Origin of the sequence: Actinoplanes sp. NPDC049681, assembly GCF_044465265.1 — a bacterium.
Taxonomy (GTDB): Bacteria; Actinomycetota; Actinomycetes; order Mycobacteriales; family Micromonosporaceae; genus Actinoplanes.
In genome coordinates, this window is the sequence record NZ_JBITLP010000002.1 from 649,401 (window position 1) to 676,338 (window position 26,938).

Annotated in this window: 28 protein-coding genes; 17 read left to right on the forward strand and 11 right to left on the reverse strand. The window is 72.4% G+C overall.

What is annotated here, in order from left to right; translation table 11 throughout:
• Nucleotides 1-66 precede the first annotated feature (66 nt).
• From ACIBO8_RS08425 to ACIBO8_RS08450, 6 genes are all read left to right on the forward strand, one after another.
• The gene (locus ACIBO8_RS08425) at nt 67-1,671 is read left to right on the forward strand and encodes an ABC-F family ATP-binding cassette domain-containing protein (protein ID WP_396114448.1); all 1,605 of its coding nucleotides are present in this window, start codon (nt 67-69) and stop codon (nt 1,669-1,671) included.
• Between the two features lie 984 nt (nt 1,672-2,655).
• On the forward strand, nt 2,656-2,883 hold the full coding sequence (locus ACIBO8_RS08430) for a helix-turn-helix domain-containing protein (protein ID WP_015620263.1): 228 nt from the start codon (nt 2,656-2,658) through the stop codon (nt 2,881-2,883).
• On the forward strand, nt 2,880-3,665 hold the full coding sequence (locus ACIBO8_RS08435) for an enoyl-CoA hydratase/isomerase family protein (RefSeq protein ID WP_396114449.1): 786 nt from the start codon (nt 2,880-2,882) through the stop codon (nt 3,663-3,665). The genes ACIBO8_RS08430 and ACIBO8_RS08435 overlap by 4 nt, the downstream gene beginning before the upstream one ends.
• A 99-nt stretch (nt 3,666-3,764) precedes the next feature.
• Nucleotides 3,765-5,693, forward strand: coding sequence for an ABC transporter ATP-binding protein (locus tag ACIBO8_RS08440; protein WP_396114756.1), 1,929 nt, complete (start codon nt 3,765-3,767; stop codon nt 5,691-5,693).
• A 331-nt stretch (nt 5,694-6,024) separates the two neighbouring features.
• Nucleotides 6,025-6,312 carry a DUF1905 domain-containing protein gene (locus tag ACIBO8_RS08445; RefSeq protein ID WP_396114450.1) on the forward strand — a complete coding sequence of 96 codons (288 nt, stop codon included), beginning with the start codon at nt 6,025-6,027 and terminating at the stop codon, nt 6,310-6,312.
• Nucleotides 6,313-6,335: 23 nt separating this feature from the next.
• Nucleotides 6,336-7,070, forward strand: a complete 735-nt coding sequence (locus tag ACIBO8_RS08450) for a maleylpyruvate isomerase N-terminal domain-containing protein (RefSeq protein WP_396114451.1) — start codon at nt 6,336-6,338, stop codon at nt 7,068-7,070.
• Nucleotides 7,071-7,078: 8 nt separating this feature from the next.
• On the opposite strand, the gene mug is transcribed toward ACIBO8_RS08450, so the two are convergent.
• Nucleotides 7,079-8,062, reverse strand: coding sequence for a G/U mismatch-specific DNA glycosylase (gene mug / locus ACIBO8_RS08455; RefSeq protein ID WP_396114452.1), 984 nt, complete (start codon nt 8,060-8,062; stop codon nt 7,079-7,081).
• Nucleotides 8,063-8,295: 233 nt separating this feature from the next.
• On the opposite strand from mug, the gene ACIBO8_RS08460 reads away from it, so the two are divergent.
• Both ACIBO8_RS08460 and murF read left to right on the forward strand, forming a co-directional pair.
• Nucleotides 8,296-8,934, forward strand: coding sequence for a M15 family metallopeptidase (locus ACIBO8_RS08460; RefSeq protein ID WP_396114453.1), 639 nt, complete (start codon nt 8,296-8,298; stop codon nt 8,932-8,934).
• Between the two features lie 71 nt (nt 8,935-9,005).
• Nucleotides 9,006-10,322: a UDP-N-acetylmuramoyl-tripeptide--D-alanyl-D-alanine ligase gene (gene murF / locus ACIBO8_RS08465; RefSeq protein ID WP_396114454.1), complete on the forward strand. Its 1,317-nt coding sequence runs from the start codon at nt 9,006-9,008 to the stop codon at nt 10,320-10,322.
• On the opposite strand, the gene ACIBO8_RS08470 is transcribed toward murF, so the two are convergent.
• Together ACIBO8_RS08470 and ACIBO8_RS08475 are read right to left on the reverse strand one after the other, a co-directional pair.
• On the reverse strand, nt 10,268-11,023 hold the full coding sequence (locus ACIBO8_RS08470; protein WP_396114455.1) for an SDR family oxidoreductase: 756 nt from the start codon (nt 11,021-11,023) through the stop codon (nt 10,268-10,270). The two genes, murF and ACIBO8_RS08470, sit on opposite strands and share 55 nt — an antisense overlap.
• A gap of 16 nt (nt 11,024-11,039) precedes the next feature.
• On the reverse strand, nt 11,040-11,798 hold the full coding sequence (locus tag ACIBO8_RS08475) for a helix-turn-helix domain-containing protein (RefSeq protein ID WP_396114456.1): 759 nt from the start codon (nt 11,796-11,798) through the stop codon (nt 11,040-11,042).
• 120 nt (nt 11,799-11,918) lie between these two features.
• Between ACIBO8_RS08475 and ACIBO8_RS08480 the strand changes: the two genes are divergently transcribed.
• Both ACIBO8_RS08480 and ACIBO8_RS08485 read left to right on the forward strand, forming a co-directional pair.
• The gene (locus tag ACIBO8_RS08480) at nt 11,919-12,266 is read left to right on the forward strand and encodes a nuclear transport factor 2 family protein (protein ID WP_396114457.1); all 348 of its coding nucleotides are present in this window, start codon (nt 11,919-11,921) and stop codon (nt 12,264-12,266) included.
• Between the two features lie 18 nt (nt 12,267-12,284).
• On the forward strand, nt 12,285-14,237 hold the full coding sequence (locus ACIBO8_RS08485) for a hypothetical protein (RefSeq protein ID WP_396114458.1): 1,953 nt from the start codon (nt 12,285-12,287) through the stop codon (nt 14,235-14,237).
• On the opposite strand, the gene ACIBO8_RS08490 is transcribed toward ACIBO8_RS08485, so the two are convergent.
• The 4 genes from ACIBO8_RS08490 to ACIBO8_RS08505 form a co-directional block, all read right to left on the reverse strand.
• The gene (locus tag ACIBO8_RS08490; protein ID WP_396114459.1) at nt 14,190-14,624 is read right to left on the reverse strand and encodes a hypothetical protein; all 435 of its coding nucleotides are present in this window, start codon (nt 14,622-14,624) and stop codon (nt 14,190-14,192) included. The genes ACIBO8_RS08485 and ACIBO8_RS08490 overlap by 48 nt on opposite strands.
• Nucleotides 14,621-15,436: a DUF692 domain-containing protein gene (locus ACIBO8_RS08495; protein ID WP_396114460.1), complete on the reverse strand. Its 816-nt coding sequence runs from the start codon at nt 15,434-15,436 to the stop codon at nt 14,621-14,623. Before ACIBO8_RS08495 ends, ACIBO8_RS08490 begins: the two co-directional genes overlap by 4 nt.
• A complete protein-coding gene (locus ACIBO8_RS08500) occupies nt 15,433-16,362 on the reverse strand; it encodes a TIGR04222 domain-containing membrane protein (RefSeq protein WP_396114461.1) in 930 nt (309 codons plus the stop codon). Before ACIBO8_RS08500 ends, ACIBO8_RS08495 begins: the two co-directional genes overlap by 4 nt.
• A 61-nt stretch (nt 16,363-16,423) precedes the next feature.
• A complete protein-coding gene (locus tag ACIBO8_RS08505; protein WP_396114462.1) occupies nt 16,424-16,999 on the reverse strand; it encodes a TetR/AcrR family transcriptional regulator in 576 nt (191 codons plus the stop codon).
• Nucleotides 17,000-17,161: 162 nt separating this feature from the next.
• On the opposite strand from ACIBO8_RS08505, the gene ACIBO8_RS08510 reads away from it, so the two are divergent.
• Both ACIBO8_RS08510 and ACIBO8_RS08515 read left to right on the forward strand, forming a co-directional pair.
• Nucleotides 17,162-17,812 carry an HAD family hydrolase gene (locus ACIBO8_RS08510; RefSeq protein ID WP_396114463.1) on the forward strand — a complete coding sequence of 217 codons (651 nt, stop codon included), beginning with the start codon at nt 17,162-17,164 and terminating at the stop codon, nt 17,810-17,812.
• A gap of 149 nt (nt 17,813-17,961) precedes the next feature.
• Nucleotides 17,962-18,879, forward strand: a complete 918-nt coding sequence (locus ACIBO8_RS08515) for a serine protein kinase RIO (protein WP_396114464.1) — start codon at nt 17,962-17,964, stop codon at nt 18,877-18,879.
• A 48-nt stretch (nt 18,880-18,927) separates the two neighbouring features.
• On the opposite strand, the gene ACIBO8_RS08520 is transcribed toward ACIBO8_RS08515, so the two are convergent.
• Complete coding sequence (locus ACIBO8_RS08520; protein ID WP_396114465.1) at nt 18,928-19,173, reverse strand: DUF2630 family protein; 246 nt, start codon at nt 19,171-19,173, stop codon at nt 18,928-18,930.
• A gap of 68 nt (nt 19,174-19,241) precedes the next feature.
• On the opposite strand from ACIBO8_RS08520, the gene ACIBO8_RS08525 reads away from it, so the two are divergent.
• A complete protein-coding gene (locus ACIBO8_RS08525) occupies nt 19,242-20,438 on the forward strand; it encodes a glycosyltransferase (RefSeq protein ID WP_396114466.1) in 1,197 nt (398 codons plus the stop codon).
• 57 nt (nt 20,439-20,495) lie between these two features.
• Here the strand turns inward: ACIBO8_RS08525 and ACIBO8_RS08530 are convergent, their stop codons facing one another.
• On the reverse strand, nt 20,496-21,110 hold the full coding sequence (locus ACIBO8_RS08530) for an HD domain-containing protein (protein WP_396114467.1): 615 nt from the start codon (nt 21,108-21,110) through the stop codon (nt 20,496-20,498).
• A 51-nt stretch (nt 21,111-21,161) separates the two neighbouring features.
• Entirely contained in the window at nt 21,162-21,419 is a 258-nt protein-coding gene (locus ACIBO8_RS08535) for a hypothetical protein (RefSeq protein ID WP_396114468.1), read from the reverse strand.
• A gap of 166 nt (nt 21,420-21,585) precedes the next feature.
• Between ACIBO8_RS08535 and ACIBO8_RS08540 the strand changes: the two genes are divergently transcribed.
• The 4 genes from ACIBO8_RS08540 (at nt 21,586) to ftsX (ending at nt 24,051) form a co-directional block, all read left to right on the forward strand.
• Nucleotides 21,586-21,792: a hypothetical protein gene (locus tag ACIBO8_RS08540; RefSeq protein ID WP_396114469.1), complete on the forward strand. Its 207-nt coding sequence runs from the start codon at nt 21,586-21,588 to the stop codon at nt 21,790-21,792.
• A 107-nt stretch (nt 21,793-21,899) separates the two neighbouring features.
• Nucleotides 21,900-22,799, forward strand: a complete 900-nt coding sequence (locus ACIBO8_RS08545) for a hypothetical protein (protein WP_396114470.1) — start codon at nt 21,900-21,902, stop codon at nt 22,797-22,799.
• Nucleotides 22,796-23,188 (forward strand): GntR family transcriptional regulator, encoded by a 393-nt coding sequence (locus ACIBO8_RS08550; protein WP_396114471.1) that lies wholly within the window; start codon nt 22,796-22,798, stop codon nt 23,186-23,188. The genes ACIBO8_RS08545 and ACIBO8_RS08550 overlap by 4 nt, the downstream gene beginning before the upstream one ends.
• Nucleotides 23,188-24,051 carry a permease-like cell division protein FtsX gene (ftsX, locus tag ACIBO8_RS08555; RefSeq protein WP_396114758.1) on the forward strand — a complete coding sequence of 288 codons (864 nt, stop codon included), beginning with the start codon at nt 23,188-23,190 and terminating at the stop codon, nt 24,049-24,051. The genes ACIBO8_RS08550 and ftsX overlap by 1 nt, the downstream gene beginning before the upstream one ends.
• A 63-nt stretch (nt 24,052-24,114) precedes the next feature.
• Here the strand turns inward: ftsX and acnA are convergent, their stop codons facing one another.
• Complete coding sequence (acnA, locus tag ACIBO8_RS08560; protein WP_396114472.1) at nt 24,115-26,886, reverse strand: aconitate hydratase AcnA; 2,772 nt, start codon at nt 26,884-26,886, stop codon at nt 24,115-24,117.
• Nucleotides 26,887-26,938: the final 52 nt, after the last annotated feature.

A 26,938-nucleotide genomic window follows, 5' to 3' on the forward strand; every position in this document is an offset into this window, starting at 1 on the left:
GTGATATACCGGCCGGCGCCTCCGTGTGCCTGAGCCAGCCCTTCCCCGAGAGCGAGACGCTTCCTCATGATTACCGCCACCGGACTCGAACTTCGCGCCGGCGCCCGGATCCTGCTGTCCCCGACCACCCTGCGGGTCCAGCCGGGCGACCGGATCGGCCTCGTCGGCCGCAACGGCGCCGGCAAGACCACGTCGCTCAAGGTCCTGGCCGGCGAGGGTCAGCCGTACGCGGGGGAGGTCACCCGTACGAGTGAAGTGGGCTATCTGCCCCAGGACCCCCGCACCGGCGACCTGAACGTCACCGCGCGCGACCGCGTGCTGTCGGCCCGCGGGCTCGACAGCATCCTCGCCGAGATGCAGAAGCTGGAGGTCGAGCTCGAGGAGAGCACCGACGAGAAGCTCATCCGGCGTTACGGGCAGCTCGAGGACCAGTTCGCCAGCCTGGGCGGGTACGCCGCCGAGGCCGAGGCCGCCCGGATCTGCGCCAACCTCGGCCTGCCCGACCGTGCCCTGGCCCAGACCATCGGCACCCTCTCCGGGGGTCAGCGCCGCCGCATCGAGCTCGCCCGGATCCTGTTCGCCAACTCCGGCCAGAACGGTAAGGGCATCCTGCTGCTCGACGAGCCCACCAACCACCTCGACGCCGACTCCATCACCTGGCTGCGCGGCTACATGGCCCAGCACAAGGGCGGCCTGGTGGTGATCAGCCACGACGTGTCGCTGCTCGAGGCGGCCGTCAACAAGGTCTGGTACCTCGACGCCAACCGGTCCGTCATCGACGTCTACAACGTGGGCTGGAAGACGTACCTGGAACAGCGCGAGACCGACGAACGCCGCCGGCGCCGTGAACGCGCCAACGCGGAGAAGAAGGCGGGCGCCCTGATGGCGCAGGCCGACAAGATGCGCGCCAAGGCCACCAAGACGGTCGCCGCGCAGAACATGGCCCGCCGCGCCGAGAAGCTGCTCGGCGGCCTCGAGGAGGCACGCGTCTCCGACAAGGTCGCCAAGGTGCGGTTCCCCAGTCCCGCCCCGTGCGGCAAGACGCCGCTGACGGCGGTCGGCCTGTCGAAGTCCTACGGCTCGCTGGAGATCTTCGCCGACGTGGACGTGGCGGTCGACCGGGGCTCCCGGGTGGCGATCCTGGGCCTCAACGGCGCCGGCAAGACCACGCTGCTGCGCATCCTCGGCGGCCTGCTCGACTCCGACACCGGCGAGGTACGCCCCGGGCACGGCCTGCGGCTCGGCTACTACGCCCAGGAGCACGAAACCCTGGACGTGGACCGCACCATCCTGGAGCACATGCGCAGCGCCGCCGCCGAGCAGACCGACACGGAGCTGCGAAAGATCCTCGGCGCGTTCCTCTTCTCGGGCGACGACGTGGACAAGCCGGCGGGCGTGCTCTCGGGCGGCGAGAAGACGCGGCTGGCCCTGGCCACGCTGGTCTGCTCGGGCGCGAACGTGCTGCTGCTCGACGAACCCACGAACAACCTCGACCCGGTCAGCCGCGAGCAGGTCCTGGACGCGATCGCCAACTACCCGGGGGCGATCGTGCTGGTCACGCATGATGCGGGGGCGGTGCAGGCGCTGAAGCCGGACCGGGCGATCCTGCTGCCGGACGGTGACGAGGACGCGTGGAGCGACGATCTGCTGGAGCTCGTCGAGCTGGCGTGATCGGCGGCGGTCTCGCCGGCCCCTCCCTTGCGTCGGGTCTTTCTTGGCCGGCCCGTCTCGTCCGGCCCTTCACGGCCGGTCTCCTCCTTGCCGGCCCCCTCCTGGCCGGCCCCCTCCTGGCCGGCCCCCTTCACGGCCGGCCCCCTCCTGGCCGGCCCCCTCGTGGCCGGGTCGCTCGTGGCCGGGTCGCTCGTGGCCGGGTCGCTCGTGGGCGGCCCTCTTGGGTGGGCCCTGTCTCTTCCGGCTACCTTCTCGTCTGGCCCCTCTCGTTCGGCCCCTCGTCCGGGCCTGAGCCCTCCGCCCAGATCGGCGCTGACTGCCCGAGCCTCGTTTCCCCTTGTCCCCGGCTCTTGCCCGGCTTGCCTTGGTCGGGCTTGGGCGGCCCGGTTTGCCTTGGTCGGGCTTGGGCGGCCCGGTTTGCCTTGGTCGGGCTTGGGCGGCCCGGCTTGCCTCGGCCGACGTTGGGCGGCCCGGCTTGCCGGCCGTGGCGGGGTGCGGAGGCCGGATTGATCGGGGATCATGGGCATCGTCAGTTGTCAACTGGTGCCCACACAGACAGTGCGACATCGTCCGGGCGCCGAGCGGTGCTCCGGCCCCTCTATGCCCCTCCCGGCCGGTCGAGCGTCCCCGTTCTGACCCCGGATCACGCCCCAGGGTGAACGAGCGTTAGACGCTGCGTGACATCGTTGTCCGCCCCGGGGGCCGATGATGTTTACGCAGGTCAACTCGCCTTGATCGACCTGGGGGCGCCGCGGCCGGCTTCACGGGTAACCGCCCGGCAAAGGGTCGCGGAGGCCCTTCCGGGGTGCCCGGCGGGGCCCGTACCCCATCTGTCTGACATTGATGTCCGTGGTGACCGTCAAGTTCCTGACACTGATAAATGGGCACGCTCGGCGAGCCGAGATACCTAGCGCATGATCGTTGGAGGCGGTCTAATAGGTGGGACCGTATCGAACCGCACAGTCTGGGACGTGAGGATTCAACATGGCAGCCACGGGCACAGCCACCAGCACTGAGAAGGGTCGTCGAATCGTCGGAAGCGAGCGCCAGACGCTCGCCAAGGACCTGGTGAAGCGCTACACCTCGGGCGAGAGCATTCGCGCGCTCGCCGCATCCACCGGACGGTCGTACGGATTCGTGCACCGCGTGCTCACCGAGTCGGGCGTGCAGCTGCGTCAGCGGGGCGGCGCCCGTCGTCGTAAGAAGGCGTGACGACCAGCGCAGCCTTCGAATCCGAGGCCGGTGTTCGGTATGAGCAGGACGGGCCGGTCGCGACGGTGACGTTGGACCGGCCCGATGTGCTCAATGCGCAGACGCCGTCCATGTGGCTCGAGCTCGCCGACATTTCCCGGAAAATGCCCGGCGACGTGCGAGTCGTCATTGTCCGAGGCGCGGGACGCGCTTTTTCCGCCGGACTCGACTTGTCGGTCGCGCGTGGCGAGGGCGATTCTTCGTTGCCTGTCCTGGCGCGCTTGTCACCCGAAGAGTGCGCGGATCGGATTGCCGGCTTCCAGGAAGCCTTCACATGGTTACGGCGGCCGTCGCTGGTCACCATCGCGGCCGTGCAGGGTCACGCCATCGGCGCCGGATTCCAGCTCGCACTCAACTGCGACATGCGCGTGCTCGCCGACGACGCCCGGTTCTCCATGGCGGAGGTGACTCTCGGCCTGGTTCCCGACCTCGGCGGCACCAAACGGCTCACCGAGCTGGTGGGGCCCTCCCGGGCGCTGGAGATCTGCGTCACCGGCCGGCGCATCGCCGCGGACGAGGCGGACCGGATCGGTCTGGCCACCGCCGTCGTGCCGCGCGCCGACCTGGACGGCGCGGTCGCCGACCTCGCCGCAGCGGTCCTGGCCGCGGACCGGGGTGCGGTGGCCGAGATCAAGGCGCTGGTGGCGGGGGCGACGGGCCGCTCCTACGAGGAGCAGGACCGAGCCGAGCGGGAGGCGCAGACACGACGTCTGCGCGACCTGGCGCAGCAGCAGCTCGAGTAAGGACCGCGGCGGAACAAGCCGGTTACCTCTCAGGTTGTCATACCCAGCAGGCACACTAGGCCTGCTGTCGCGACGACCCGGAGGTGACGCGTGGGACCCATGTCCGGCGGATCGAGCTGGACCATGCTCCGCTCGATCCAGAATTCCGAGCGGGTCACCCAGCATCGGCTCAGCCGTGGCACGACCCGGCGCATCTTGCGGTTCGCCCGGCCGTACCGGAGCGACATCACCGTCTTCCTGGTCACCGTCGTGCTCGCCGCGGGTATCGGCGTCGCCACCCCGGTGCTGGCGGGCCACGTCGTCAACGCGATCACCACCGGGGGATCCGGGGCGGCGTCCGCGGTCATCCGGCTGGCGCTCACCATCGCCGCCCTCGCGGTGGTCGACGCGTTCCTGTCGCTCGCCCAGCGGTGGTATTCGGCCCGTATCGGCGAGGGCATCATCCTCGACCTGCGCACCCGCGTGTACGACCACGTGCAGCGGATGCCGTTGCAGTTCTTCACCCGTACCCAGACCGGCGCTCTTGTCAGCCGCCTCAACAACGACGTCACCGGGGCGCAGCGCGCCTTCACCTCCACGCTGTCCGGCGTGGTCAGCAACGTGATCCAGCTCGTGCTCACCGCCGCCGTGATGTTCAGCCTGTCCTGGCAGATCACCGTGCTGTCGCTGGTGCTGCTGCCGCTCTTCATCATTCCGGCGCGCCGGGTCGGCAAGCGCCTCGCCGAGATCACCCGCGAGTCGTACAACCTCGACGCCAAGATGAACGCGACGATGACCGAGCGCTTCAACGTCTCCGGCGCGCTGCTCGTCAAGCTCTTCGGCCGGCCGGAAGCCGAGGCCGCCCGGTTCGGCGAGCGCGCCCAGCGCGTCCGCGACATCGGCGTGCAGCAGGCCATGTATTCGCGCACGTTCTTCGTCGCCATGCTGCTGGTCGCCTCGCTCGCCCAGGCCCTCACGTACGGGCTGGGAGGCTGGCTCGCCGTCACGGGCAGCGTCACCGCCGGCACCGTGGTCACGATGGCGCTGCTGCTCACCCGCCTCTACGGCCCGCTCACCGCACTCAGCAACGTACGGGTCGACGTGATGAGCGCGCTCGTCTCCTTCGACCGGGTCTTCGAGGTGCTCGACCTCAAGCCCGGCATCGAGGAGAAGCCCGACGCGGTCGCCATCCCGCCCGGCTCCGGCCGGCTCGAGTTCCGCGACGTGCACTTCCGCTATCCCAGCGCCGACGAGGTCTCGCTCGCGACGCTGGAGGACGTCGCGGCCCTCGACCGTACGGAGAACGCCCCCGTCCTGCGCGGCGTCGACTTCACGGTCGAGCCCGGCCAGATGGTGGCGCTCGTCGGTCCGTCCGGCGCCGGAAAGTCCACCACCTCCATGCTGGTCTCCCGGGTCTACGACGTCACCGAGGGCTCCGTACGCGTGGGTGGCGTCGACGTGCGAGACGCCACCCTGGACTCGCTACGCGACACGATCGGCGTGGTCACCCAGGACTCCCACCTCTTCCACGAGACCATCGCGGAGAACCTGCGCTACGCCCGCCCCGGCGCCACCGAGGAGCAGATGTGGGAGGCGCTGCGCGGCGCCCAGGTCGCCGACCTCGTCCGCTCCCTCCCCGACGGCCTGGACACGGTGGTGGGCGAGCGCGGCTACCGCTTCTCGGGCGGCGAGAAACAACGCATCGCGATCGCCCGCCTCCTGCTCAAACACCCCTCGATCGTCATCCTCGACGAGGCGACGGCCCACCTCGACAGCGAATCCGAGGCGGCGGTCCAGCGAGCTTTGTCCGCGGCGCTCTCCGGGCGTACGGCGCTGGTCATCGCCCACCGCCTCTCCACCGTCCGCGACGCGGACCAGATCCTGGTCCTCGACGAGGGCCGCGTCGTGGAACGCGGCCGCCACAACGACCTGGTCGCCGCCGGAGGCCTGTACGCAGAGCTGTACCGAACCCAATTCGCCGACAGCACCCCCCTGGCGCCGGACGTGGAGCCGGTCATCATCCAGGTGCCGAGCCCCATCGAACCCTGACAGGCCCCCGGCGCGGGCCGTCTCGGCCGGCGCGGCCCGGTGTCGGGCGGTGCGGGCGTGCTGGTGCGTCCCGAGGCCTTGCGCTTGCGCCGAGGTCTCGTGCGACGGTTTCGGTTGGCGCGTGGGCGCGCTCCAAGCGAGGGCGTCGGCTTGGCGCGAGGGCCTGGGCCGGGAGTCCCGGTAAGGCCCTGGGCCGGAAATCCCGTGAGGGCCCAAGCCGGGTGTCCCGCGAAGGCGTACACCGAGTTCCGTGTGCGGGCACGGCCTGGCCTGGGGGAGCGTTCCGCGCTCGAGCCATGGACAACGTGAGCAGGGTTCCTATCCTGGCTCCATGAACCTGGAGTTCAGCGGCGAGATGTGGTTCTGGAAGGGCCCCGCACCCTGGCACTTCGTCACCGTGCCCGACGATGAGTGCCGCGAGTTGGAGTCCACCGCTTCGTTCGTCAGCTACGGGTGGGGGATGATCCCGGTCAGTGCGCACATCGGCGCTACGGGGTGGACGACGTCGTTGTGGCCCAAGGATGGGCGGTACATCGTGCCGGTCAAGGCCGGGGTGCGTCGCGCGGAAGGGCTTGCGGTCGGGGACACCGTCACGGTACGGCTGAACGTCGACATCTGACCGCTGAAGTCCGGGAGGGCGCTGTGCGGGACGAGTACGAGGCCACGGTCGCCGGCGTCGCGCAGACCTGGAACGCGTGGGCCGCGCTGGGCGATGATCTCGACACCGACGGCTGGGCGACCCCGACGCGGTGTCCCGGCTGGGATGTGGCGGCGCTGTTCGCGCACGTCTCGATGTTTCCCCGGGCTTTCGCCGAAGCAGCGCCCGGGGAAGCGAACACCGGCGAGGCGAACACCGGCGAGGCGAACACCGGCGAGGCGAACACCGGCGAGGCGAACACCGGCCGAGCGAAGACCGGCGAGGCGAAGACCGGCGAGGCGAAGACCGGAGAGGTGCTGACCGCGGTCGACATTCTCCGGCGGTTCAACGAGCCGGGCGGCGTCGCGTACGCGATGGCCGGCATGAACGCCGACTGGGCGGTCAGCGAGGCGGTCTCCTGTGCCCCCGCCGACCTGGTGGCGCGATTTGCCGTCACCGGGCGGCAGGCCGTCGAGCGACTGCGCGCTGCCGGTCCCGCCACGGTGGTGCCGTGGCCCGCCGCCGGACCGACCACTCTCGCCGAGGGCTTGCGGATCGTGCTCATGGAGTCGGTGGTGCATCTGCTGGACGCGTTCCGCGCGCTGGGGCGGCCGCTGGAGGTTCCGGGGCCGGCGCTTCGGGAGACGGCCCTCCTTCTCGCGGAGATGGCACCGCCGGTGGAGTTCATCGAGGCTGCGACCGGGCGGTCGGACCGGTCGCCCCTCCCCGTGCTGCGCTGAGACGAAACTCAGCTCGACGAGGCCGTGAGCGGGGACCTGTCGCCCACGAGCCACAGATGACCGAACGGGTCGACGAAGCCGCCCTGCCGGTGAATGCCCCACGGCGCCTCGTGGTCGCTGATCTCGTCGACGCTGCCGTCGGCTCCGGCCGCCACGGCGCGCGCGATGAAGGCGTCCGGGTCCTCCACGAACACCTCGATCCGTACGGTCCGGGTGCCGGCGTCGGTGGGGGTGGCCCAGCCGTTGTTCTCGGGTTCGCCGAGGAAGAAGGGTGCGCCGCCGACCGACAACCCGACCACACCGCCGACGTCCCACAGGGTGGTGGCACCCAGTGCCCGGGCGTACCACCGCGCGGCTTCGGCCGCGTCGGGAACCGCAAGCATCACCGACAGGACTGCGGGTGTCCTGGAGGACGCGGCGCGTCTCAGCCGGGCGAACTCGGCGGTGAGCCGCTCAAGAGTGAAATGTGCGTTCAGGCCGCTGGGGTTCGGCAGGACCCAGACGGGTACGCCGGCGATCCGGTCCGGCTGCGGGCCGATCGTCGCCTTCGGGCGGGCGAAGGCCGTCCGGTACGCCGTCACGCCCAGCACCGCCAGGTAGCGGGGCCGCCACCGGTCCACCAGCGCCGTCAGGATCTCGCCCCCGGCGATCAGCTCGGCGGGGGACAGCTCGTCGGCGCGGGCCGTCGCGCGGGCGACGACGTTGGTGATGCCGAGGCCGGCGCGGGGCAGCTCGTCCTGTTGCGACGGGTGCAGGAGCCGCGGCGTGAAGCCGGAGCGGTGCAGGGCCGGCCAGAAGCGGTTTCCCGGGCGGGCGAAGTGGTGGCCGGTCGCCGCCGAGTACAGGCTGGGGTTGATGCCCGAGAAGAGGACGTGCAGGTCCGGGCCGATCAGGTCGGGGATCGTGCGGCCCGCCGCCGCGGCGATCTCAGCGGGTGTCGGCCGGGGCGCACGGTGGGTGTGTTCGGTGGTGCGGTGCGGCCCGGGGGTCATCCGGCGAGCCTATCCACCGAAGGTCGCAGTTTCGCGGGGCGCACGATCCGCCCGCAAGCCGAGGCGGGCGGTGGACGCCCGCTGCTTGACTCGGGGAGCACGTCAGACACGGCGACGAGAACTGCAGGAGGCAGGGTGAGGGACCCGTACGTGTGGTCCGGAGCACCCGACCGGCGCCCGGCCGCAGAACCGGGGAAGCTGGACGGGCACCGTCCGGAGCTGGAGCCGCCGCGATGATCCTGCTGTCCGACCCGCGGGTCGCCGCCGTGCCCGCCGTGGACGACGGAGACCCCCTCCTCGACCTCCGCGCCGTTCCCGAGCTGCGGCTGGACGGCCGCGTCGCCGATCCCGACGGCGCCTATGCCCGGTTGCGCGCCGAGCTGGTCTCCCGGCTGACCGACGCCCAGCGCAAGCTGCCCGACGGGCTGAGGTTGCTGGTCGTCGAGGGTTACCGGCCGTACGCGGCCCAGCAGGCGATCTTCACCCGCTACCGGGACGAGCTGCGTCGGCTGCATCCGTCCTGGCCGGCGGGGCGGCTGCGGGAGGAGACGAGCAAGTTCGTCTCACCGGTCGAGGTGGCGCCGCACAGCACCGGCGGGGCGGTCGATCTCACCTTGTGCACGGCCGACGGCGTCGAGCTGGACATGGGTACTCCCATCGACGCGACGCCGGTCGAGAGCGACAACGCCTGCTTCACCGAGGCTCGCACCATCCCCGCCGCGGCGCGCGAGAACCGGCGGCTGCTCGTCGACGCCCTGGGGGCCGTAGGGCTGGTGAACTACCCGACCGAGTGGTGGCACTGGTCGTACGGGGACCGGTACTGGGCCCTGATGACCGGGGCTGCTCATGCGCCGTACGGGCCGCTGTCGTGATTCCCCTGACGCTCGCTCAGATCGCTGCGTGCGTACAGGGAACTGTCTGTGACGGTGACCCGGCGACGACCGTGACCGCACCGGTGCGCTACGAGACCTCCCGCGTCGAGCCGGGCGGGATGTTCGCCGCTTTCGCGGGGGAGCGCCGCGACGGGCACGACTTCGCCGCGCAGGTGGTGACCGACGGCGCCGCCGCGGTTCTTGCCGCAAGGCCCGTGGGCGTCCCGGCCGTCGTCGTCGACGACGTGCGCGCGGCCCTGCAGCTGCTCGCCGCCGAGGTCGTCACCCGCCTGCCGCACGTGCACCGCATCGGGGTGACCGGGTCGTCCGGCAAGACCTCGACCAAGGATCTGCTGGGCCAGGTGCTCGGCCGGCTGGGTCCGACCGTGGCGCCGCCGGGCAACCGCAACAACGAGCTCGGCGTGCCGGAGACCGTGCTGCTCACCACCGCGCGGACCCGGTTCCTGGTCACCGAGCTGGGCGCCCGGCATGTCGGCGACATCGCCGCGCTGATGCCGGTCGTGCGCCCGCACACCGGGGTCGTGCTGGGCGTCGGATCCGCCCACATCGGCGAGTTCGGCGGCCGGGAGGCGATCGCGCGGGCCAAGGGCGAGCTGGTGGAGGCGCTGCCGGACACCGGCCTGGCCGTGCTCAACGCCGATGACCCTGTGGTGGCGGCGATGGCCGGGCGTACGGTCGCGCGGGTCGTGACGTTCGGGCGGCATGCTTCGGCCCGGGTCCGCGCCGAGCGGGTCGTGCTCGACGGTGCCGCCCGGGCCCGGTTCGTGCTGTGCGCCCCGGCCGGCACGGCGGAGGTGGCTCTGAGGTTGCACGGCGAGCACTTCGTCACCGCCGCTCTTGCCGCGGCGACGGTGGCCCTGGATCACACCGACGACGTGGCGCTGGTCGCCGATGCGCTGAGTGCGGCGACGCCCCGGTCGGCGGGGCGGATGCGGCTCACCGAGCGACCGGACGGGGTCACGGTGCTGGACGACGCGTACAACGCCAATCCCGAGTCGATGGTCGCCGGGCTGCGGACGCTGGTGGCCATGGCGGCCGGGCGACGGCGGACCGTGGCGGTGCTCGGGCAGATGAACGAGCTGGGCGCCGGGTCGGCGGCCGCGCATGCCGAGGTCGGGCGGGCCGCCGTACGGCTCGGGGTGGACGTCGTCGTGGCGGTCGGCAACCAGGACGCGGCCGGATACGGCGGTGCCCATGTCGCCGATCGCCAGGCCGCGGCCGGTCTGCTGCGGGAACTGCTCGAGCCCGGGGACGTGGTGCTGGTCAAGGCGTCGAACAGCCTGGGTCTGTCCGTGCTGGTGGAGGGAATCGGTCAGAGCGTGCGCAGTGCCCCGCCGTCGACCGGCACCGAGATCCCGGTCAGGTAGCTCGCCGCCGGGGAGAGCAGGAACGCGGCCACCCGGCCGAACTCGTCCGGTGCGCCGAGCCGGCCGAGCGGGACGGACGCCGCCGCCTCGGCCTCCGCCTTCTCCGCGTCTCCCGTGGCGGCGAACAGCTCCCGGTTGCGGTCGGTCATGATGCGGCCGGGCAGCAGGCTGAGCACGCGGACGCCGCGGGGGCCGTACTCGTCGGCCATGTCCTTGGCGACGCCGGCCAGACCCGGTCGCAGGCCGTTGGACAGGCCCAGGCCCGGGATCGGTGTTCGCGACGAGGTGGACAGCACGAGGGCGATCGCGCCGCCGTCCGGGAGGGCCGCGGCGAACGTGCGGGCCGCGCGTACCGATCCCAGGAAGACCGTCTCGAACGCCTCCCGCCACTGCTCGTCGGTCTGCGCCGCGGCCGTGCCGCGGCCCGGCCCGCCCACCGAGATCAGCGCGCCGTCGAAGCGGCCGAACCGCTCGGTCGCGGTGCGGACCAGCAGCTCCGGCGTGCCCGGGTCGGCCAGATCGGCCGCGAGCCCGGCCGCGTTCCGCCCGAGCGCGGACGTGGCGTCGTCCACCGCGGACTGCGAGCGGGAGGAGACGACGACCCTTGCGCCGTCAGCCACGAGGGCCTGCGCGGTGGCGAAGCCGAGGCCCCGGGAGGCTCCGGTGAGGACGTAGACGCGGTCGGCAAGGCCCAGATCCATGCCGTTGATCCTGCCACTACCGCGCCTTCAGGAAGGACGCCGTCTCCTCGTCGGCCGGCAGGAAGGACTCCACGGCGAGCTCCGAGAGCGTGACGTCCAGCGGGGTGCCCAGCACGGACGTCACGCTGAAGAACACCAGCTCGTGGCCGCCGGCATCGAAGCGCAGGGGCACGACCAGGCCGTCCGGCGTGCCCGGGGCCAGGCCGCCGGGCAGTTCCCGCAGCTCGTCGTGCAGGGCGCGCAGCGCCGGGTCGCCGGTCGCGAGGGCCTGGCGGTCGAGGCGGTGCAGGACGTGCGTACGCCACTGGGCCAGATTGCGGATCCGTGGCGCCATGCCGTCGGGGTGCAGCGACAGCCGCAGCACGTTCACGGGCGGCTCCAGCAACGTCGCCGCCGCGCCCTCGACGAGCAGCCCGACCGCGGCGTTGCCGTCCACCATCGTCCAGTGCCGGTCGATCAGCACCGCCGGAAAGGGTTCGTGGCCGGCCAGGACGTCGCGCAGCGACGCCAGCACGGCGGCCAGGTCCGGGCCGTCGAGGTCGTGCTCCGCAAAGGCGGGCGCGAAACCGCCGGCGAGCAGCAGGGCATTCCGGGCCCGCAACGGTACGCCCAGCTCCTCGGCCAGCCGCAGGATCATCTCCCGGGTCGGCCGGGACCGCCCGGTCTCCACGAAGGACAGGTGCCGCGCCGACACCCCGGCCCGGCCGGCGAGCTGGAGCTGGCTCAGCCGCCGGTTCCCCCGCCACTCGCGCAGCAGCACCCCCACGTCACTCATGGCCCGATGGTAGGGAGCCGTCCGCACGGCTCCCATTACCCGCGAGGTAATCGACTCCATTACCGGTGCCGGGGGACGGTGGACGCCGTCAGCAACCGAGCAACCACGGAGGTCAGATCCATGAGCGACTTCGACGCCGTCGTCACCCGTTACCTGCAGGCCTGGAACGAGACGGACCCGGCAGAGCGCCGCGCGACGATCGAGGAGGTCTTCGCGGCGGACGTCCGCTATGTCGACCCGCTCGCCGCGGTGGCGGGCCGCGAGGCGCTGGACGGCCTGATCGGCGCGGTGCAGCAGCGCTTCCCCGGTCTCACGTTCACGCCCGGCGGCACCGCCGACGCCCACCACGACCAGGGCCGGTTCACCTGGCACCTGGGCCCCGACGTCACCGGATTCGACGTCGTCGAGCTCGACGCCGACGGGCGGATCCGTACGGTCCTGGGTTTCCTCGACCGGGTGCCCGCGTAGCCCGGGTAGATTGCCCCGGTGCTCGACGAACTGGACCGGGTGGACTGGGCCGCGCTGACCCACGCGTACGGCCCTGCGCACGACGTCCCGGGGATGCTGCGGGAGGCCGCGCTCGACGACCTCTACGGCAGCATCTTCGCCCGGGGCGAGGTCTACTCCGCGACCGCGGCGGCGGTGCCGTTCCTGGTGTCGCTGGCCGCGGGCGGGCGGGCCGACTTCCTGTGGATGGTGGGCCTGCTGGCCGATCCGGCGCAGACCCGGGGCGAGACGGCGCTGGTGCGCGCGGCGGTCCGGGCCGAACGGGACCGGCTGGTGCCGCTGCTCTCGCACCCGGCCGCCGACATGCGGGCGGCGGCCGCCTATGCGCTGGCCCGGTGCGACATCGACCCCGCGATCCTGCGGGAACGCTGGGACCGGGAGACCGACGCCGGCGTCCGTGCGTCGCTGGTCCCGGGGCTGCGGCTCACGGCCGCGATCACCGACCCTGATCCCGCGGTACGCGCGTCAGCGGCCGTGACCCTGGTCCGCGACGGCATCCCGTTGCCCCGCGACCCGGCGGTCGTCGAGGGCCTGGCCGCCGCCGTGGAGGCGGGCGCCGAGGTGCCGTGGCTGCGGTGGGCGGCCGCCGACTGGCTGGACGTCGTCGTGCCGGCGGTGGCCGATCCGGCGCTGGTGAGCCGCCTGCTCCGGTCGTTGTCGGCGGACACGCGGCGGGCCGCGGTGCGGGCGCTGACGCTGCGGTGCCAGGCGTCCCGGTCGGCGCCGGCTGTGCTCGTACCGTTGCTCGGGCCGTCGTTGCACGACCCGCAGGTGCGCGACGAAGCCGTCACCGCACTGCGCCGCTGCGGGCGGGCGGCCGCCCGGTACGCGGACGACCTGAGCGAGATCGCCGCCGGTTATCCCGCCGTGGCCGCGCAGCCGTCGGCCACCACGGAACGCGAGGCGCTCGAGACGCTGATGATCATCGGTGATCCGCGCTGGGTGGGGCCGGTGGTCCGGGCCGCCCTCACCGGCGTCGCCCGGCCGCCGGGCAGCCTGATGCCGCTGCCGTGCACTCCGGCCGTGCTCGATGCGGTACGGGAACAGCTCGCCGCGAGGCCGGATGCCACGGCGGTGATCGAGGTCCTCTGCGACATCGTGGCCCGGTGGGGGACGGCCGCCGCGGACGCCGTACCCGACCTGCTGGCAGCCCTGCCGTCGGCGCCCGCGGCCGCGACCCGGGCGCTGCTCGCCGCGGGCCATGTCGGCCCGCCGATGATTCCCGGCCTGCGTGCGGCCGCGACCCGGCCCGGCGGTCTGCTCGCCGCCACCGCGTTGTTCCGGCTGACCGGTGACCCGAAGCCCGCCCTGCGTGCCCTGCTGACCGCGCGGCCGCCCATCCCGCCGGAGGTGGTCGGGCTGCTCGGGCCGCTGGCGCAGCCGCTGGTTCCGGAGTTCGAGCTGCTCCTGACCGGGGAGGCGGCCGCCACCCAGCCGCAGTGCGCCGCCCAGCTGCTGGCCGCGCAGATCGTGATCGCGGCCACCGGGGACACGACCGCCGCGCTGCCGACCCTGCACGCCGTGCTGACCGCAGGCGGCCCGCGCGCGGCCCTGGCGACGGCGGTGGTGGCCGAGCTGGCCGGAGAGACGGGCGGGTGGCGCGGGGAGATGCGCGTCTGGGAGCCGGAGCTGCGCGCGCTGCTCGACGATCCGTGGGCCGATGCCGGCGCGGCTGCCGCCCTGTGGCGCCTCGGCATGCCGGCCGGCGAGCTGGTGCCCGTCCTGACGGGCGCGATCGAGCGGGGGCGGCGGATCCCGGCGGCGATCTCGCTGCTGCGCGAGATGGGCGCCGGGGCGGAGCTGGCGGACCTGGCCGGCCGGGACGAGCGCCTCGTCGGCGAAGGCGCGGATCTCGTCAGCACCGACGAGCTGCTCAGGGACCGCCTAACGGCGCAGGACGCGTACCCGGCCGGCGGCCTGCACCGTGATTGAGCCGCCCGCGCGCCGCAGGGCCGGCAACCGGCGCGGTCGCGGCGCGCTCCTGCCGTCGTAGCGCAGGGCGGCCTCGCGCGCGGCCAGCTCGGCCCCGGCCGCGCGCGGCAGGGCGCCGCGCGCGGCGAGGTCGCGGGCGAAGTCCCAGCCGTCGCGCAGGGAACCGTTCGTGGGCCGGGCGGCCGCCCAGGCACTCCACTCCCGCACCCACCGTGGGCCGAGCGCCGCGGCCAGCTCGGGCCACTGCCGGGCCACCTCCCCGGCGCGCTTGCGCAGCAGCGCGACCCGGGCGGTCCCGACCAGCCGGGCGTCGAAACCCTCCGGTACGGGCGCACCGGAGGTCAGCGCCGCCACCAGCGCCGCCTGCCGCTCGGCCAGCGACGTCACGTGATCACCGGATAGCCCGATGCGGCGGCGATCGCGTCCAGCTCCGCCTCCAGCTCGGCCGCGGGCGGGTACGCCCCGTCGCGCTCGAGCATGAGGGCGGGCGGCCGGTGCCGTTCGCAGAGCTCGGCGACCAGATCGAGCACGTCCTGCGGCACGGCGTCGGTGTGGGTGTCGTGGTAGAGGCCGTCGTGCGCCGAGCCGCCGGCCACGTGGCAGTACGCGATCCGCTCGAGCGGCAGCCGGTCGAACAGCGCCGCCGGGTCGGTGCCGCGGTTGCGGGCGTTGGCGTACACGTTGGCCACGTCGAGCAGCAGCAGGGCGTCGGTCCGCTCGAGGATCTCGGTCAGGAACGCGCCCTCGTCGAGCTCGTCGTCGGGCCAGTCGAAGAGGGCGGCGATCGGCTCCAGCGCGAGGGGCACGTCCAGCTCTTCCTGCGTACGCCGGACGTTGGCGACGACCGCGGCGACCGCCTCCCTGCTGCGCGGGATCGGCAGCAGGTGCCCCGCCTCCACCCCGCCCGCCCGGACGAACGCGATGTGTTCGCTGACCAGGGGAGCGCCGAGCCGCTGCGCGACGGCGGCGAGGTGGGTGACCCGGGCGGGCTCGACCGGCTCGGCGCCGCCGAGGGAGAGCTTCACGCCGTGGGGCACCACCGCGACGCCGCGCTCGCGCAGGTCGGTGAGCCCGGTCGGCAGGTCCCCGTGTGCGTGCACCGACTCGGCGACGACCTCGGCGAAGCGCAGGCCGGGGAGCCGTGCGACGAAGCCGGCGATCTCGGGGCGCCAGCCGATGCCCACCCCGTAAGCGGTCATCCGCCGCACCCGCCGCCTCCGCCGCATCCTCCGCCGCCCCCGCAGGAGCTGCCGCTGCTGCACGAGCTCCCGCTGCTGCAGGAGCTCCCGCTGCTGCAGCTGCTGCCGGAGCTGGTCGCCACGCCGGAGGCGTTGATGCGCTGGATCTCCGCCTCCTCGGCGAAGGCCGGATCCATCGTGTAGAGCGACGCCGCCCCGAACAGGGCCACGCCCATCGCCGCGCCCGCCGCGCCGTACGTGGCGTAGGACGGCGACTGCCGCGGCGCCAAATAGTCGTGCCGGCGCCGCAGCTCGGCCATGCCCTTGAGCGCCACGCCGGTCGCCCACCGCGTCGACTGCCACAGCTTGACGGTCACGATGACGGCGAAGACCAGGGCGAATACCAGGAAGACGACCGGCTTGCCGTTCGCGAGGCCAGCGAGCAGCCGGGCGATGCCGAGCAGGACCAGTGCCAGTCCGGCGATCACCCACAGCCGGGCGGTCTGCAGCCGGCCCGCGGTGACCGCCAGGCCGTTGGCCTCGAGGCCCGCGCGGAGCTGGTCGAGCGCCGACCGTACCCACTGGTCGGTGAGCACCTCGCGCGCCCGGATCCGGCGCCCGGCGGCGTTGTAGACGGCGGTGTCCAGCGGGGTGACGCCGCTGGGCATCGGGCCACTCTGCCACAGCGTCTTGTCGGGCGCGCTGCCGACGGCGCCGGCTCCCCGCAGCCCGCCGAGGGAGGCGTAGACCGCGAGCCGGTCGCCGCCGTTCAGGTACGCGAGCTGCTGCGGCCCCAGCGTGTCGACATGGGCGCCGCGCGTGCCGGCGAAGAGGGCGCGGCGGTGCACGGCCGCGACGACGGCCACCGCCACGACCGCGCCGAGATAGATCAGGAGGAAGGTCGGTCCGGGTACGCCCCAGGTGTCGCCTTGTGCTGCGAGAGCCATCGTGACCTCCCGTGATTGCAGGGTTGCTGGCCTCATTGTGCAGACCCGTGCAACGGCTAGATCACGGGCGCCTGACAGCTTCCTCCACGACGTCCAGGACGCGGCTCAGCTCGCCTGCCGGGCGGCCGGTGGCCAGGTGCAGCACCAGGCCGTCGTACGCGAGCTCGAGGAACTGGGTCAGCACGTCGACTTGTACGTCCTCGCGCAGCACCCCGGCGTCGCGCTGCCGCTGGAGGCGGTCCCGGGTGGCCGCCTCGACCGCCGCCGCCCGCTCGGTCCAGCGCTTGGCGAACTCCGGGTCGGTACGCAGCCGCCGGGACACCTCGAGTTGCGTGCCCAGCCAGCCGGCGGTGTCCCCGCTCGCCCCGGCCCGCTCGAGCAGGTCGCGCATCACCTGGACGAGGCCGTTGCGGGCCACTGTCTCGACCATGGCGGCGGCGTCGTCCTCGGCCACCGCGAGGAAGAGCGAGTCCTTGTCGCGAAAATGGTGGAAAATCGCGCCCCGGGACAGGCCCGTGGCCTCCTCGAGGCGGCGCACCGTGGCGCCCTCGTAGCCGTACCGCGCGAAGCACCCGCGGGCCGCCGCGAGGATCTCGTGACGGCGGGCCTCTAGCTGGTCCTGGCTTACCCTGGGCACGGAAACGATGGTGTCACGCCGCCGTGGCCGCTTGCAATCCGTACGTACGGCTTGCCATCGCCGCGGCCGGCCTCCTGATGATGCGAAAACACCCGGACGGACGGCCCTTCGTTAACACACTTGGGCTGTTCGCTCCCGTATTCACTCACGTAGAGTGCGCGGGTGCCTCTCGTCTTCCTCGCCCTGGACGACACCCTGCTCGACCGCAGCGGTGCGTTCAAGTTGTGGGCGAAGGGCTTCCTCGACGAGGTCGCGGCACCACAGGAAGATCTGGACTGGTTACTCTCCGTGGATGCGGACGGGCTCACCTCGCGGTGGGACCTGGCCGACCTGATCCGCGACCGCTACCAGCTCGACGTCCCCTCCATCGATCTGCTGGAGGAACTGCACGAGGGTCCGCTGGCGTACGAGCGCCTCGACCCGCTCGTGGCCTGCGCGCTGCAGATCGCCGGGGACGCCGGCTGGGTGCCCGTCGTGGTCACCAACGGACCCCATGAGCAGCAGGAATCCCGGATCCGGCGTACCGGGCTGGACCGCTACATCGCCGACTGGGTCATCTCGGAGCAGGCCGGGGTGAGCAAGCCGAACCCGCGCATCTTCGCCCTGGCCGCCCAGCGGGTCCGCATGCGCCTGAGCGGCGCCTGGATCGTCGGCGACAGCCCCGAGGCCGACATCGGCGGGGCCGCCGCGATGGGACTACCCAGCGTGTGGCTGCACCGCGGCCGGGAGTGGATCGACAACCGCTTCGCGCCGACGCGGGTCGTGGGCAACGTGATCCAGGGGCTGTCGGCGATCATGGCCACCGGAAAATAGCTTGCACGCCCGGGCGTCCCCCGGGAGAGTGCTCCCGTACGCGGATTCTCGCACCGGAAGAAGAAGGGGGTGGACCACATGGCTGTCGTTGTCATTCGCCGTGCCCAGGTTCAGCAACGTCCTTTCTTCTTCTCCGAGGAGACCCTCCAGTGCGAGAGCACGACTCTTCCGGCCCGGCAACCATGCGCCGCGGCCGCCGCAAGTTCGACGACGACGAACCCGACTTCGTAAAGCGCGGCCGCCTCGAGCCGCAGCTCGCCGAAGACCCCGACCTGCCCCAGACAGGTGACCGCTGGTCGACCTGGGACGGCGCGCTGCACGGCCCGCAGCCCCGCCCCGAGTGGGTCCGCACCGAGTACGGCGCGGTCGACACCGAGCTGGGCATGCTCAAGACCGGCAAGGAAGCCGACGTCTACCTGGTCCGGCGCGCCATCCCGGACTCCGACAAGATCAGCATGCTGGCCGCCAAGCGCTACCGCGACGGCGACCACCGCCTCTTCCACCGCGACGCCGGCTACCTGGAAGGCCGCCGGGTACGCCGCTCCCGGGAGATGCGGGCCATGACCAACCGCACCTCGTTCGGCAAGGAACTCATCGCGGGCCAATGGGCGGCCGCCGAGTTCGGGGCCCTGTCGAGGCTCTGGCAGGTCGGCCAGGAGGGCGGCACCATCTCCGTGCCGTACCCGGTGCAGCTGATCGGCACCGAGCTCATGCTCGAGTTCATCGGCGACTGGGAGACCGGCGAGGCGGCTCCCCGGCTGGCCCAGGTCCGCCCCGACCGCGACGGCCTCGAGGACCTGTGGCGCCAGATGGTGGAGGCGCTCAGCGTGCTCGCCCGGGCCCAGATCGCGCACGGGGACCTGTCGCCGTACAACACGCTGGTCCATGAGGGGCGGCTGGTGCTCATCGACCTGCCGCAGGTGGTCGACGTGATCGCCAACCCGCAGGGCGGCGAATTCATGGCCCGCGACGTGCGGAACGTCGCGGCCTGGTTCGGGTCACGCGGACTCCAGGTGGACACCGAGGAGCTGATCGAGCGGCTGGACTACGAGGCAGGACTGCGCTGATCGGCGGAGCTGCGGCCGCCGGTCTCGCCGGCGGCCGCCCGGCCCGCCTCACTGCAGGTAGTTCTCGACCTCGCCGGTGCTGTGCGCCTGCTCGGCATCCGGGTCGTGCCCGGCGTCCCGGGCGGCCCGGCGCCGGCGCAGCAGGTCCCAGCATTGGTCCAGGGATTCCTCGAGCTCCGCGAGCCGGGCGCGTTCCTCGTCGCCGCTGATCTCGCCCCGGCGCAGCTGTTCGCGGAGCTGGTGCTCCTCGTCGACCAGGCCGTGAATCCGACCCAGCACAGTCTTGTCATCCATCCGCCGAGCCTAACCGTCCGGGACGGGCCGGTCCGTGAACTCACGCCGCCGCGACGCCTACGCTTCGGATGGTGCGGATCCTCATCGTCACCGCCGGCTCGCACGGCGACGTCGCGCCGTTCACGGGCCTGGGCCGGCGCCTCCACGAGGCCGGTCACCACGTCGCGCTGGCCGCCCACGAACGATTCGCCGGCCTCGTTCGCGGCTGCGCACTGGAACACCGTCCGCTCCCCGGCGACCCGGTCGACCTCGTCCGCGCCCGGACGGCCGCCCCGTCCCCCGAGGCCGCACGGTCGGTTTTCGCCGCGTTCCTCGACGACCTCGGCGACGGCGTCGTGCAGGCCGTGGCCGCCGGGACCGATGTGGTGCTCACCGCGTTCGGCCCGGCCCCGCTGAGCCGGCTCGCCGCCGGCGCCTTCGGCATCCCGAGCGTCGGCGTCTACCTCGCGCCGGGCGTACCCACCCGGGAATTCCCACCACCGGGCCGTCCCACCGGTACGCCGGACGAGAACCTCGCCGCGGGCCGCGAGATGCTCGCCCGGACCGGCGCTCTCTACGCCGACGTCCTGGGAAGGCTGCGGGCCCGGCTCGATCTCCCTCCCGGCCCGGCGGACGACGGGGTCGTCTGCCACGGCTACAGCCCCACGGTGGTGCCCCGCCCCGCCGACTGGCCGGAGAATGTGCAGGTGACCGGCTACTGGTGGCCGGCTCGGAAGCCTGGTTGGCGGCCGCCGGACCGGCTCGCCGACTTCCTCGAGACCGGTCCGCCCCCGGTGTTCGTCGGGTTCGGCAGCATGACCCCGGAACGCGAGCGGCTGCAGGAGACCGTCGCGACCGCGGTCCGGCGGTGCGGCGTCCGGGCCGTCGTGCAGTCCGGCTGGGGCGGGCTCGAGCCGGTCGGCGACGACATGCTGCTCGTCGGCGATGTGCCCCACGAGTGGCTGTTCCCGCGTACGGCCGCCGTGGTCCACCATGCCGGGGCGGGGACCACCGGGGCCGGGCTGCGGGCGGGGGTGCCGGCGGTCGCCGTACCCGTGCTCGTCGACCAGCCGTTCTGGGCCGACCGGCTGCACCGCCTCGGCGTGGCACCGCCCCCGGTGCCCATGCAGGACCTCACCGCCGACTCTCTGACCGAGGCTCTGCGTTCCTGCCTGGACGGTGCGGCCTACCGCGACCGTGCCGCCGCGATCGGGCGGCGGATCCGTGAGGAGGACGGCCCGGGGGCGGTGATCTCGCTCGTCGGAAGGCTGGAGCAGCGGGGCTGACCGCCGCTCAGCACCATTCGGCGTCCACGAACCGAGGCGTCGCCGCCGGACGTGCGGTCAGGCGTCTCGGGGGCCGGGTCGATCACGATGCCGCGGGCCGCGACGGAACAGCGGTTCTTTCCTGCTCCGGCCGTCGAGGGAGCCGAGCGCCGCGCACGCCAGGTCGCTCATCTCCGCCGCGATCGCCGATGCCTTCAACTGGTGTGCCATCGGCACATGGAATTCCAGGGTGTCCAGCGAAGCACGTCGGCGGCTCGCTGCCGGCAGCCGTCGCAGGGTGCGCAGGTTGTGCAGGCGGTCCGCGAGCGTCACGAGCATGACCCCCCGGCTCACCCCGTACTCGGAGCGGATGTGCTGAGCGGCCATGTCCTCGACCATTCCGGCGACTTCGCAGCCGAACAGGCGGCGCAGGTGTGACGCCGGGACCGCCGCTGCGTCGTCGTCCATGACGTCGTGCAGCAGCGCCGCGCAGACGGCCGGAGCCGTGCCGCCGTGACCGGCCACGATGGTGGCGACCTCCACGGGATGGCTGATGTAGCGATCGCCGCTGATCCGCCGTTGGCCGCGATGAGCCTGCTCCGCCACCTCATAGGCCTGCCAGATCGTCCGGATGTCGTGGTGGAGGCCTGCATCACTCGCGGTTCGCAAGAGCTTACCGACTGTCGATGTCATGGCCCGAGTGTAGGTCGGGACCGGGACGATGCGCCCTTGTCCGGCAGCCGCTCAGCACCACTCGGCCCGCACCAGCCGGGCCGCCACCGGAGCGTCGCCGCCGGCAGGGCGGTCGCAGGCGGCGACTCCGACGGCCGGGCGGATTCCGAGCAGCACGCCACCGTCGATGAAGTCGTCACGGTCGGAGCAGCTGCGCTCGAACGGGACGAACACGGGCGTGGCGGCCGCGTAGCCGACGAAGGTGCCGGCCGCCGGGGCCGCCTTCGCCATGGCCGCGGTCACCCGGTCCAGGCCCGGGGCGCTGGTCACCGGATACCTGGACCTGACGGCGGCTGGAACCTGCCGGAGCACATCGGCGTCACTGATCGTCTTCTGGGACGTCCAGTTCACGCCGGATTCGAAGGGCACGTTCCGGAGCACTTCCTCCCGCCGTACGTGCCCGCCGCTGACAACGACCCTCCGTGCGACGGTGATCGTGGGGGACTGGTTGACGATGGGCTCGGACAGCTTGATCGCCGCCGGGTCGCACGACTTCGCGCTCGCCGAGGGTGCGACGGGTACCACCCACGACGAGCTCACGACCACGCATCCGGAGGTAGCGGCAAGGAGCAACGCCGACGCCGACGCTGCGGCGTACCGCAACGTGACGACCGACCAGGGCGAGCGCATCCGGCCACGGTAGCCGCGGCGTGTTGCAGCGGTGGTTGCGGCTGAGTAACGCCCACTTGTGTTGACACAAAGGCCGGGGATCTGCTCTTGTATCAACCACCCGATACAAGAGGTGGGCTCGTGTTCATCACATTCGCTGCCGTGTCGGCCGCCCTGCTGGTGCTGGCGGCCGGTGCGCTCCTCATTGTCCGCACGGTCTGGCCCGCGTATCGCGGTGCCGGGGCTGCGCCCGACGGCGGGCCTTCGGCCGGGCGGCGAAGGCCCGGCGAGGTGGCTGCCGTGCGGTGGCGGTGGGCCGGCATCGCGGCCGGTCTGGCCGGCGCGGCCCTGATGGCCAGGGTCGGCTCGCTGGGGCTGGGCTTGCTGCTGGCGGCCCCGGTGTTCGGCTCCGGCGTCCTCGTCGGTGCACTTGTCGGCGAGCTGGCGCGCCCGGCTCCCGGCGGTCCCGTACGGTCGGCCGGGCTCAGGGTTCGCCGTGCGGTCGACTACGTGCCTCGTGTGCTGGGCGCCGTGGTGGTTCTGGCGACGGTGATCCTGGTCGGCCTCACCTGCGTCACCACGGCGGTGGCCGGGCCCGACGACCTGGGTCGAGCGGGCCGGGCTCTGACGTGCGTGTCCGGGCCGGTGTCGAGTTCTTATGCTCCCTGGCCCGGGCGCTACTACACCGTGCCCGGTATGGCCCTCATCGCGCTGGGGTTGATCGCGGCCGCTGTCGCTGTGCGCCGGGTCGTCCGGCGGCCCCAGTCCGCCGCTGATGTGGCCGTCGACGACGCGCAGCGGCGCCGGTCCGCCGAGGTGGTGGTCGCGGCCGCCGGAGTCTCGGTGCTGACGCCGCTGACCGGCTTCGCCCTGACCGCCGGCCTGGCGCTGGACACGCTCGGATATCAGTGCGGCGGGGGCGGGTGGTCGGCCACCGGGCGCGCGCTGACCGGTCTGGCGATCGGCGCCTTCGCCGCCACGGCGTGGTGCGGCGCCTGCCTGCTGGTGCCGGGCCGGGGGCGGGGTCGGCGGCTCGGATGAGTGACCTGCCCACCCTCACGGTGTCGGCATCCGACCCGACACCTCCCTACGAGCAACTGCGCCGCCAGCTGGCGGCGCTCATGGACAGCGGCGCTCTCACCGGTGGCACCCGCCTGCCGCCGGTACGTCAGCTTGCCGGCGATCTCGGTCTCGCGGTGGGCACCGTCGCCCGCGCGTATCGGGAGCTCGAAGCCGCCGGCCTGCTCATCACCCGTCGCGGCGGCGGCACGCGTGTCGCCGATGTTCTGCCCCGTGCCGCGGACGGCACCGCGCTCCGGCGTGCCGCGGAGGAGTACGTGACCCGCGCCCGGCTCGCGGGCGCCGGCGACGACGCCATGGTGGCCGCCCTGCACGAGGCCCTCGGCCGAGGTTACGGAGGATCCCGTTGATACGCCTGAGGTATGTCCTGCACGAGGCGCTGGTAGGCCTGTGGCGCAACGCGACCATGACGATCGCCCTGATCATCACGATGGCGGTGTCGCTGACCATGCTCGGCGCCGGCGTGCTGCTCTATCGGCAGGTCGAGCAGGCCAAGGACTACTACTACGGCCGGATCGAGGTCTCGATCTTCCTCCGGGACGACATCACGGACGCCCAGCGAGCCGCTCTCAGCGCCGCCATCGACCGTAGCCCGCTCGTGGCGAACAAGCGGTACGAGGACAAGCCGGAGGCCTATGCCCGGTTCCAGGAGGCCTGGCGCGAGTCGCCGGACCTGGTGCGCGGGGTCGGGCCGGGCACGCTGCCCGCGTCCTTCCGGGTCAAGCTGAAGGACCCGGAGCGCTACGCGGCGTTCGTCAGCGGGATCGGCGGCCAGCGAGGCATCGACACCATCGTCGACCAGCGCCGGCTGCTGGAGAAGGCGTTCCGGATCTTCACCGGCACCGAGCGGATCGCCCTCGTGATCGCCTCCGTCATGGCCGTCGCCGCGGTGCTGCTCGTGGGCAACACCATCCAGGTCGCGGCGTACAGCAAGCGGCGGGAGGTCGCGGTCATGAAGCTGGTCGGAGCGTCGAACTGGTTCGTGCAGGCGCCGTTCGTCGTCGAGGCGATGGTGGCGGGGGTGGCCGGTGCCGTGGCGGGATTCGCGCTGCTCCTCGCCGGTGAACTCGTCATCCCGCCGGAGTTGACCCGCGCGTTGCCGCCCGTACCGAACGACCGGGTGTGGTTGATGCTGCCCCTGCTGGCGGCCGCCGGCGCCGGGGTGAGCGGATGCACCGCCTGGTTCACCCTCCGGTTCTACGTCCGCGTCTGACGAGGCGCGGCACGCGAACGCCCCGCCGTCCACGGGGGACGACGGGGCGTTGTCGCGTACGCGTCAGCTGTTGAGCATCTTGCGCAGGACGTACTGCAGGATGCCGCCGTGGCGGTAGTAGTCCGCCTCGCCGGGGGTGTCGATGCGCACGTCGGCGTCGAACTCCACGCCGGTGTCCGTGCGGACCTTCACCGTGGACGGGATGCCGCCCTCGTTGAGCTCCGTGACGCCGGTGATGGAGAACGTCTCCGTGCCGGTCAGGCCGAGCGACTCCGCGTCGGTCTTCGGCGGGAACTGCAGCGGGAGCACGCCCATGCCGATGAGGTTGGAGCGGTGGATGCGCTCGTACGACTGGGCGATGACCGCGCGGACGCCCAGGAGCATCGTGCCCTTGGCCGCCCAGTCGCGGGACGAGCCCGAGCCGTACTCCTTGCCGGCCAGGATGACCAGCGGGACGCCGGCCTCCTTGTAAGCCACCGACGCGTCGTAGATGGTGGTCTGGTCGCCGGTCAGGTGGTTGACCGTGAAGCCGCCCTCGACGCCCGGCACCAGCTGGTTGCGCAGCCGGATGTTGGCGAACGTGCCGCGGATCATCACCTCGTGGTTGCCGCGGCGGGAACCGTACGAGTTGAACTCGTGCCGGGGGACGCCGTGCTCCGCCAGGTACTTGCCCGCGGGCGAGTCCGGCTTGATGGAGCTGGCCGGCGAGATGTGGTCGGTGGTGACCGAGTCGCCGAGCTTGGCCAGCACCCGCGCGCCGGTGATGTCGGTGACCGGCGCCGGCGTGGCGGCCATGCCCTCGAAGTACGGGGGCTTGCGCACGTAGGTGGACTCCTGGGCCCACTCGAAGGTCTTACCCTCCGGCGTGGGCAGCGACTGCCACTGCTCGTCGCCGGCGAAGACGTCCGAGTACGCGGAGCTGAAGCCCTCGGCGCCGATCGCGGAGGCGATCACGTCGTCGATCTCCTTGGCGCTCGGCCAGATGTCGGCCAGGAAGACCGGCTTGCCGTCCGAGCCGGTGCCCAGGGGCTCCGTGGTGATGTCGATGTCCATCGAGCCGGCCAGCGCGTACGCCACGACCAGCGGCGGGGACGCCAGGTAGTTCATCTTGATGTCGGGGTTGATCCGGCCCTCGAAGTTGCGGTTGCCGGACAGCACGCTCACCGCGGTGAGGTCGGCCTCGTTGACCGCGGCCGAGATCGCCTCGGGCAGCGGGCCGGAGTTGCCGATGCAGGTGGTGCAGCCGTAACCGACCAGGTTAAAGCCGATCTTGTCCAGGTACGGCGTGAGGCCGGCCCGGTCGTAGTAGTCCATGACGACCTTGGAACCCGGCGCCAGGGTGGTCTTGACCCACGGCTTGCGGGTGAGGCCGCGCTCGACGGCGTTCCTCGCCAGCAGCGCCGCGCCGATCATGACCTGCGGGTTCGAGGTGTTGGTGCAGGACGTGATGGCGGCGATGCCGACGAAGCCGTGGTCCAGCTCGAACTCGGTGCCGTCCTCGCCGACCACGCGGGTGGGCTTCGACGGGCGGCCGTTCGCGCCGGCCGCGGCGCTGAAGAGGTGCGGCTTGTCGGCCTCGTCGTCCACGGCGTTGGCCGGCGGGTCGCTGGCCGGGAACGACTCGGCGCTGGCCTCGTCGGCGTGGCCCTCGGGCTGCACGTAGTTGCTGAGCGCGTCGCGGAACATCGACTTGGCGGCGTTCAGCGGCACGCGGTCCTGCGGGCGCTTCGGGCCGGCGAGCGAGGGCACGATCGTCGAGAGGTCGAGCTCGAGGCGCTCGGAGAAGTCCGGCTCGGCGTTCGGGTCGAGCCAGAGACCCTGGCGCTTCGCGTACGCCTCGACGAGCTTGACCTGCGCCTCGGAGCGGCCGGTGAGCTTGAGGTACTTGATCGTCTCGTCGTCGATCGGGAAGATCGCGGCGGTCGAGCCGTACTCCGGCGACATGTTGCCGATGGTGGCGCGGTTGGCCAGCGGCACGGAGGTGACGCCGGGGCCGTAGAACTCGACGAACTTGCTGACCACGCCGTGCTCGCGGAGCATCTCGGTGATCGTCAGCACCAGGTCGGTCGCGGTGGTGCCGGCCGGCATCTCGCCGGAGAGCTTGAAGCCGACGACGCGCGGGATGAGCATGCTGACCGGCTGGCCGAGCATGGCCGCCTCGGCCTCGATGCCGCCGACGCCCCAGCCGAGCACGCCCAGGCCGTTGACCATCGTCGTGTGGGAGTCGGTGCCGACCACGGTGTCCGGGTAAGCCTGACCGTTGCGCTCCATGATCGTACGGGCCAGGTACTCGATGTTGACCTGGTGCACGATGCCGGTGCCCGGCGGCACGACCTTGAACTCGTTGAACGCGGTCTGGCCCCAGCGCAGGAACTGGTAGCGCTCGCGGTTGCGCTGGTATTCCAGCTCGACGTTGCGGGCGAAGGCGTCCTCGCGGCCGAACAGGTCGGCGATCACCGAGTGGTCGATGACCAGCTCGGCGGGGGCCAGCGGGTTGACCTTGGTCGGGTCGCCGCCGAGGTCGTTGACGGCCTCGCGCATGGTGGCCAGGTCGACGACGCAGGGCACGCCGGTGAAGTCCTGCATGAGGACCCGCGCCGGGGTGAACTGGATCTCCACGCTCGGGTCGGCGGTGGGGTCCCACCCGCCGAGGGCCCGGATGTGGTCGGCCGTGATGTTGGCGCCGTCCTCCGTGCGCAGCAGGTTCTCCAGCAGGATCTTCAGGGAGTAGGGCAGTCGCTCATGGCCCTCCACCTTGTCGATCGTGAAAATCTCGTAGCTCGCGTCATCGACGCGCAGCTCGCTCTTCGCACCAAAGGTGTCGAGGCTGGCCACGTCATCTCCTTCACACCCAGCGACCGTGAGTAGTCCTCATCAGTCTTCCGCA

Excerpts from the sequence above, each read along its gene's own strand:
- ACIBO8_RS08425 (WP_396114448.1), top strand. The coding sequence starts at position 67 with ATGATTACCGCCACCGGACTCGAACTTCGCGCCGGCGCCCGGATCCTG.
- ACIBO8_RS08430 (WP_015620263.1), top strand. The coding sequence starts at position 2,656 with ATGGCAGCCACGGGCACAGCCACCAGCACTGAGAAGGGTCGTCGAATC.
- ACIBO8_RS08440 (WP_396114756.1), top strand. The coding sequence starts at position 3,765 with ATGTCCGGCGGATCGAGCTGGACCATGCTCCGCTCGATCCAGAATTCC.
- ACIBO8_RS08445 (WP_396114450.1), top strand. The coding sequence starts at position 6,025 with ATGAACCTGGAGTTCAGCGGCGAGATGTGGTTCTGGAAGGGCCCCGCA.
- mug (WP_396114452.1), bottom strand. The coding sequence starts at position 8,062 with ATGACCCCCGGGCCGCACCGCACCACCGAACACACCCACCGTGCGCCC.
- ACIBO8_RS08460 (WP_396114453.1), top strand. The coding sequence starts at position 8,296 with ATGATCCTGCTGTCCGACCCGCGGGTCGCCGCCGTGCCCGCCGTGGAC.
- ACIBO8_RS08470 (WP_396114455.1), bottom strand. The coding sequence starts at position 11,023 with ATGGATCTGGGCCTTGCCGACCGCGTCTACGTCCTCACCGGAGCCTCC.
- ACIBO8_RS08475 (WP_396114456.1), bottom strand. The coding sequence starts at position 11,798 with ATGAGTGACGTGGGGGTGCTGCTGCGCGAGTGGCGGGGGAACCGGCGG.
- ACIBO8_RS08480 (WP_396114457.1), top strand. The coding sequence starts at position 11,919 with ATGAGCGACTTCGACGCCGTCGTCACCCGTTACCTGCAGGCCTGGAAC.
- ACIBO8_RS08495 (WP_396114460.1), bottom strand. The coding sequence starts at position 15,436 with ATGACCGCTTACGGGGTGGGCATCGGCTGGCGCCCCGAGATCGCCGGC.
- ACIBO8_RS08500 (WP_396114461.1), bottom strand. The coding sequence starts at position 16,362 with ATGGCTCTCGCAGCACAAGGCGACACCTGGGGCGTACCCGGACCGACC.
- ACIBO8_RS08520 (WP_396114465.1), bottom strand. The coding sequence starts at position 19,173 with ATGGATGACAAGACTGTGCTGGGTCGGATTCACGGCCTGGTCGACGAG.
- ACIBO8_RS08525 (WP_396114466.1), top strand. The coding sequence starts at position 19,242 with ATGGTGCGGATCCTCATCGTCACCGCCGGCTCGCACGGCGACGTCGCG.
- ACIBO8_RS08530 (WP_396114467.1), bottom strand. The coding sequence starts at position 21,110 with ATGACATCGACAGTCGGTAAGCTCTTGCGAACCGCGAGTGATGCAGGC.
- ACIBO8_RS08550 (WP_396114471.1), top strand. The coding sequence starts at position 22,796 with ATGAGTGACCTGCCCACCCTCACGGTGTCGGCATCCGACCCGACACCT.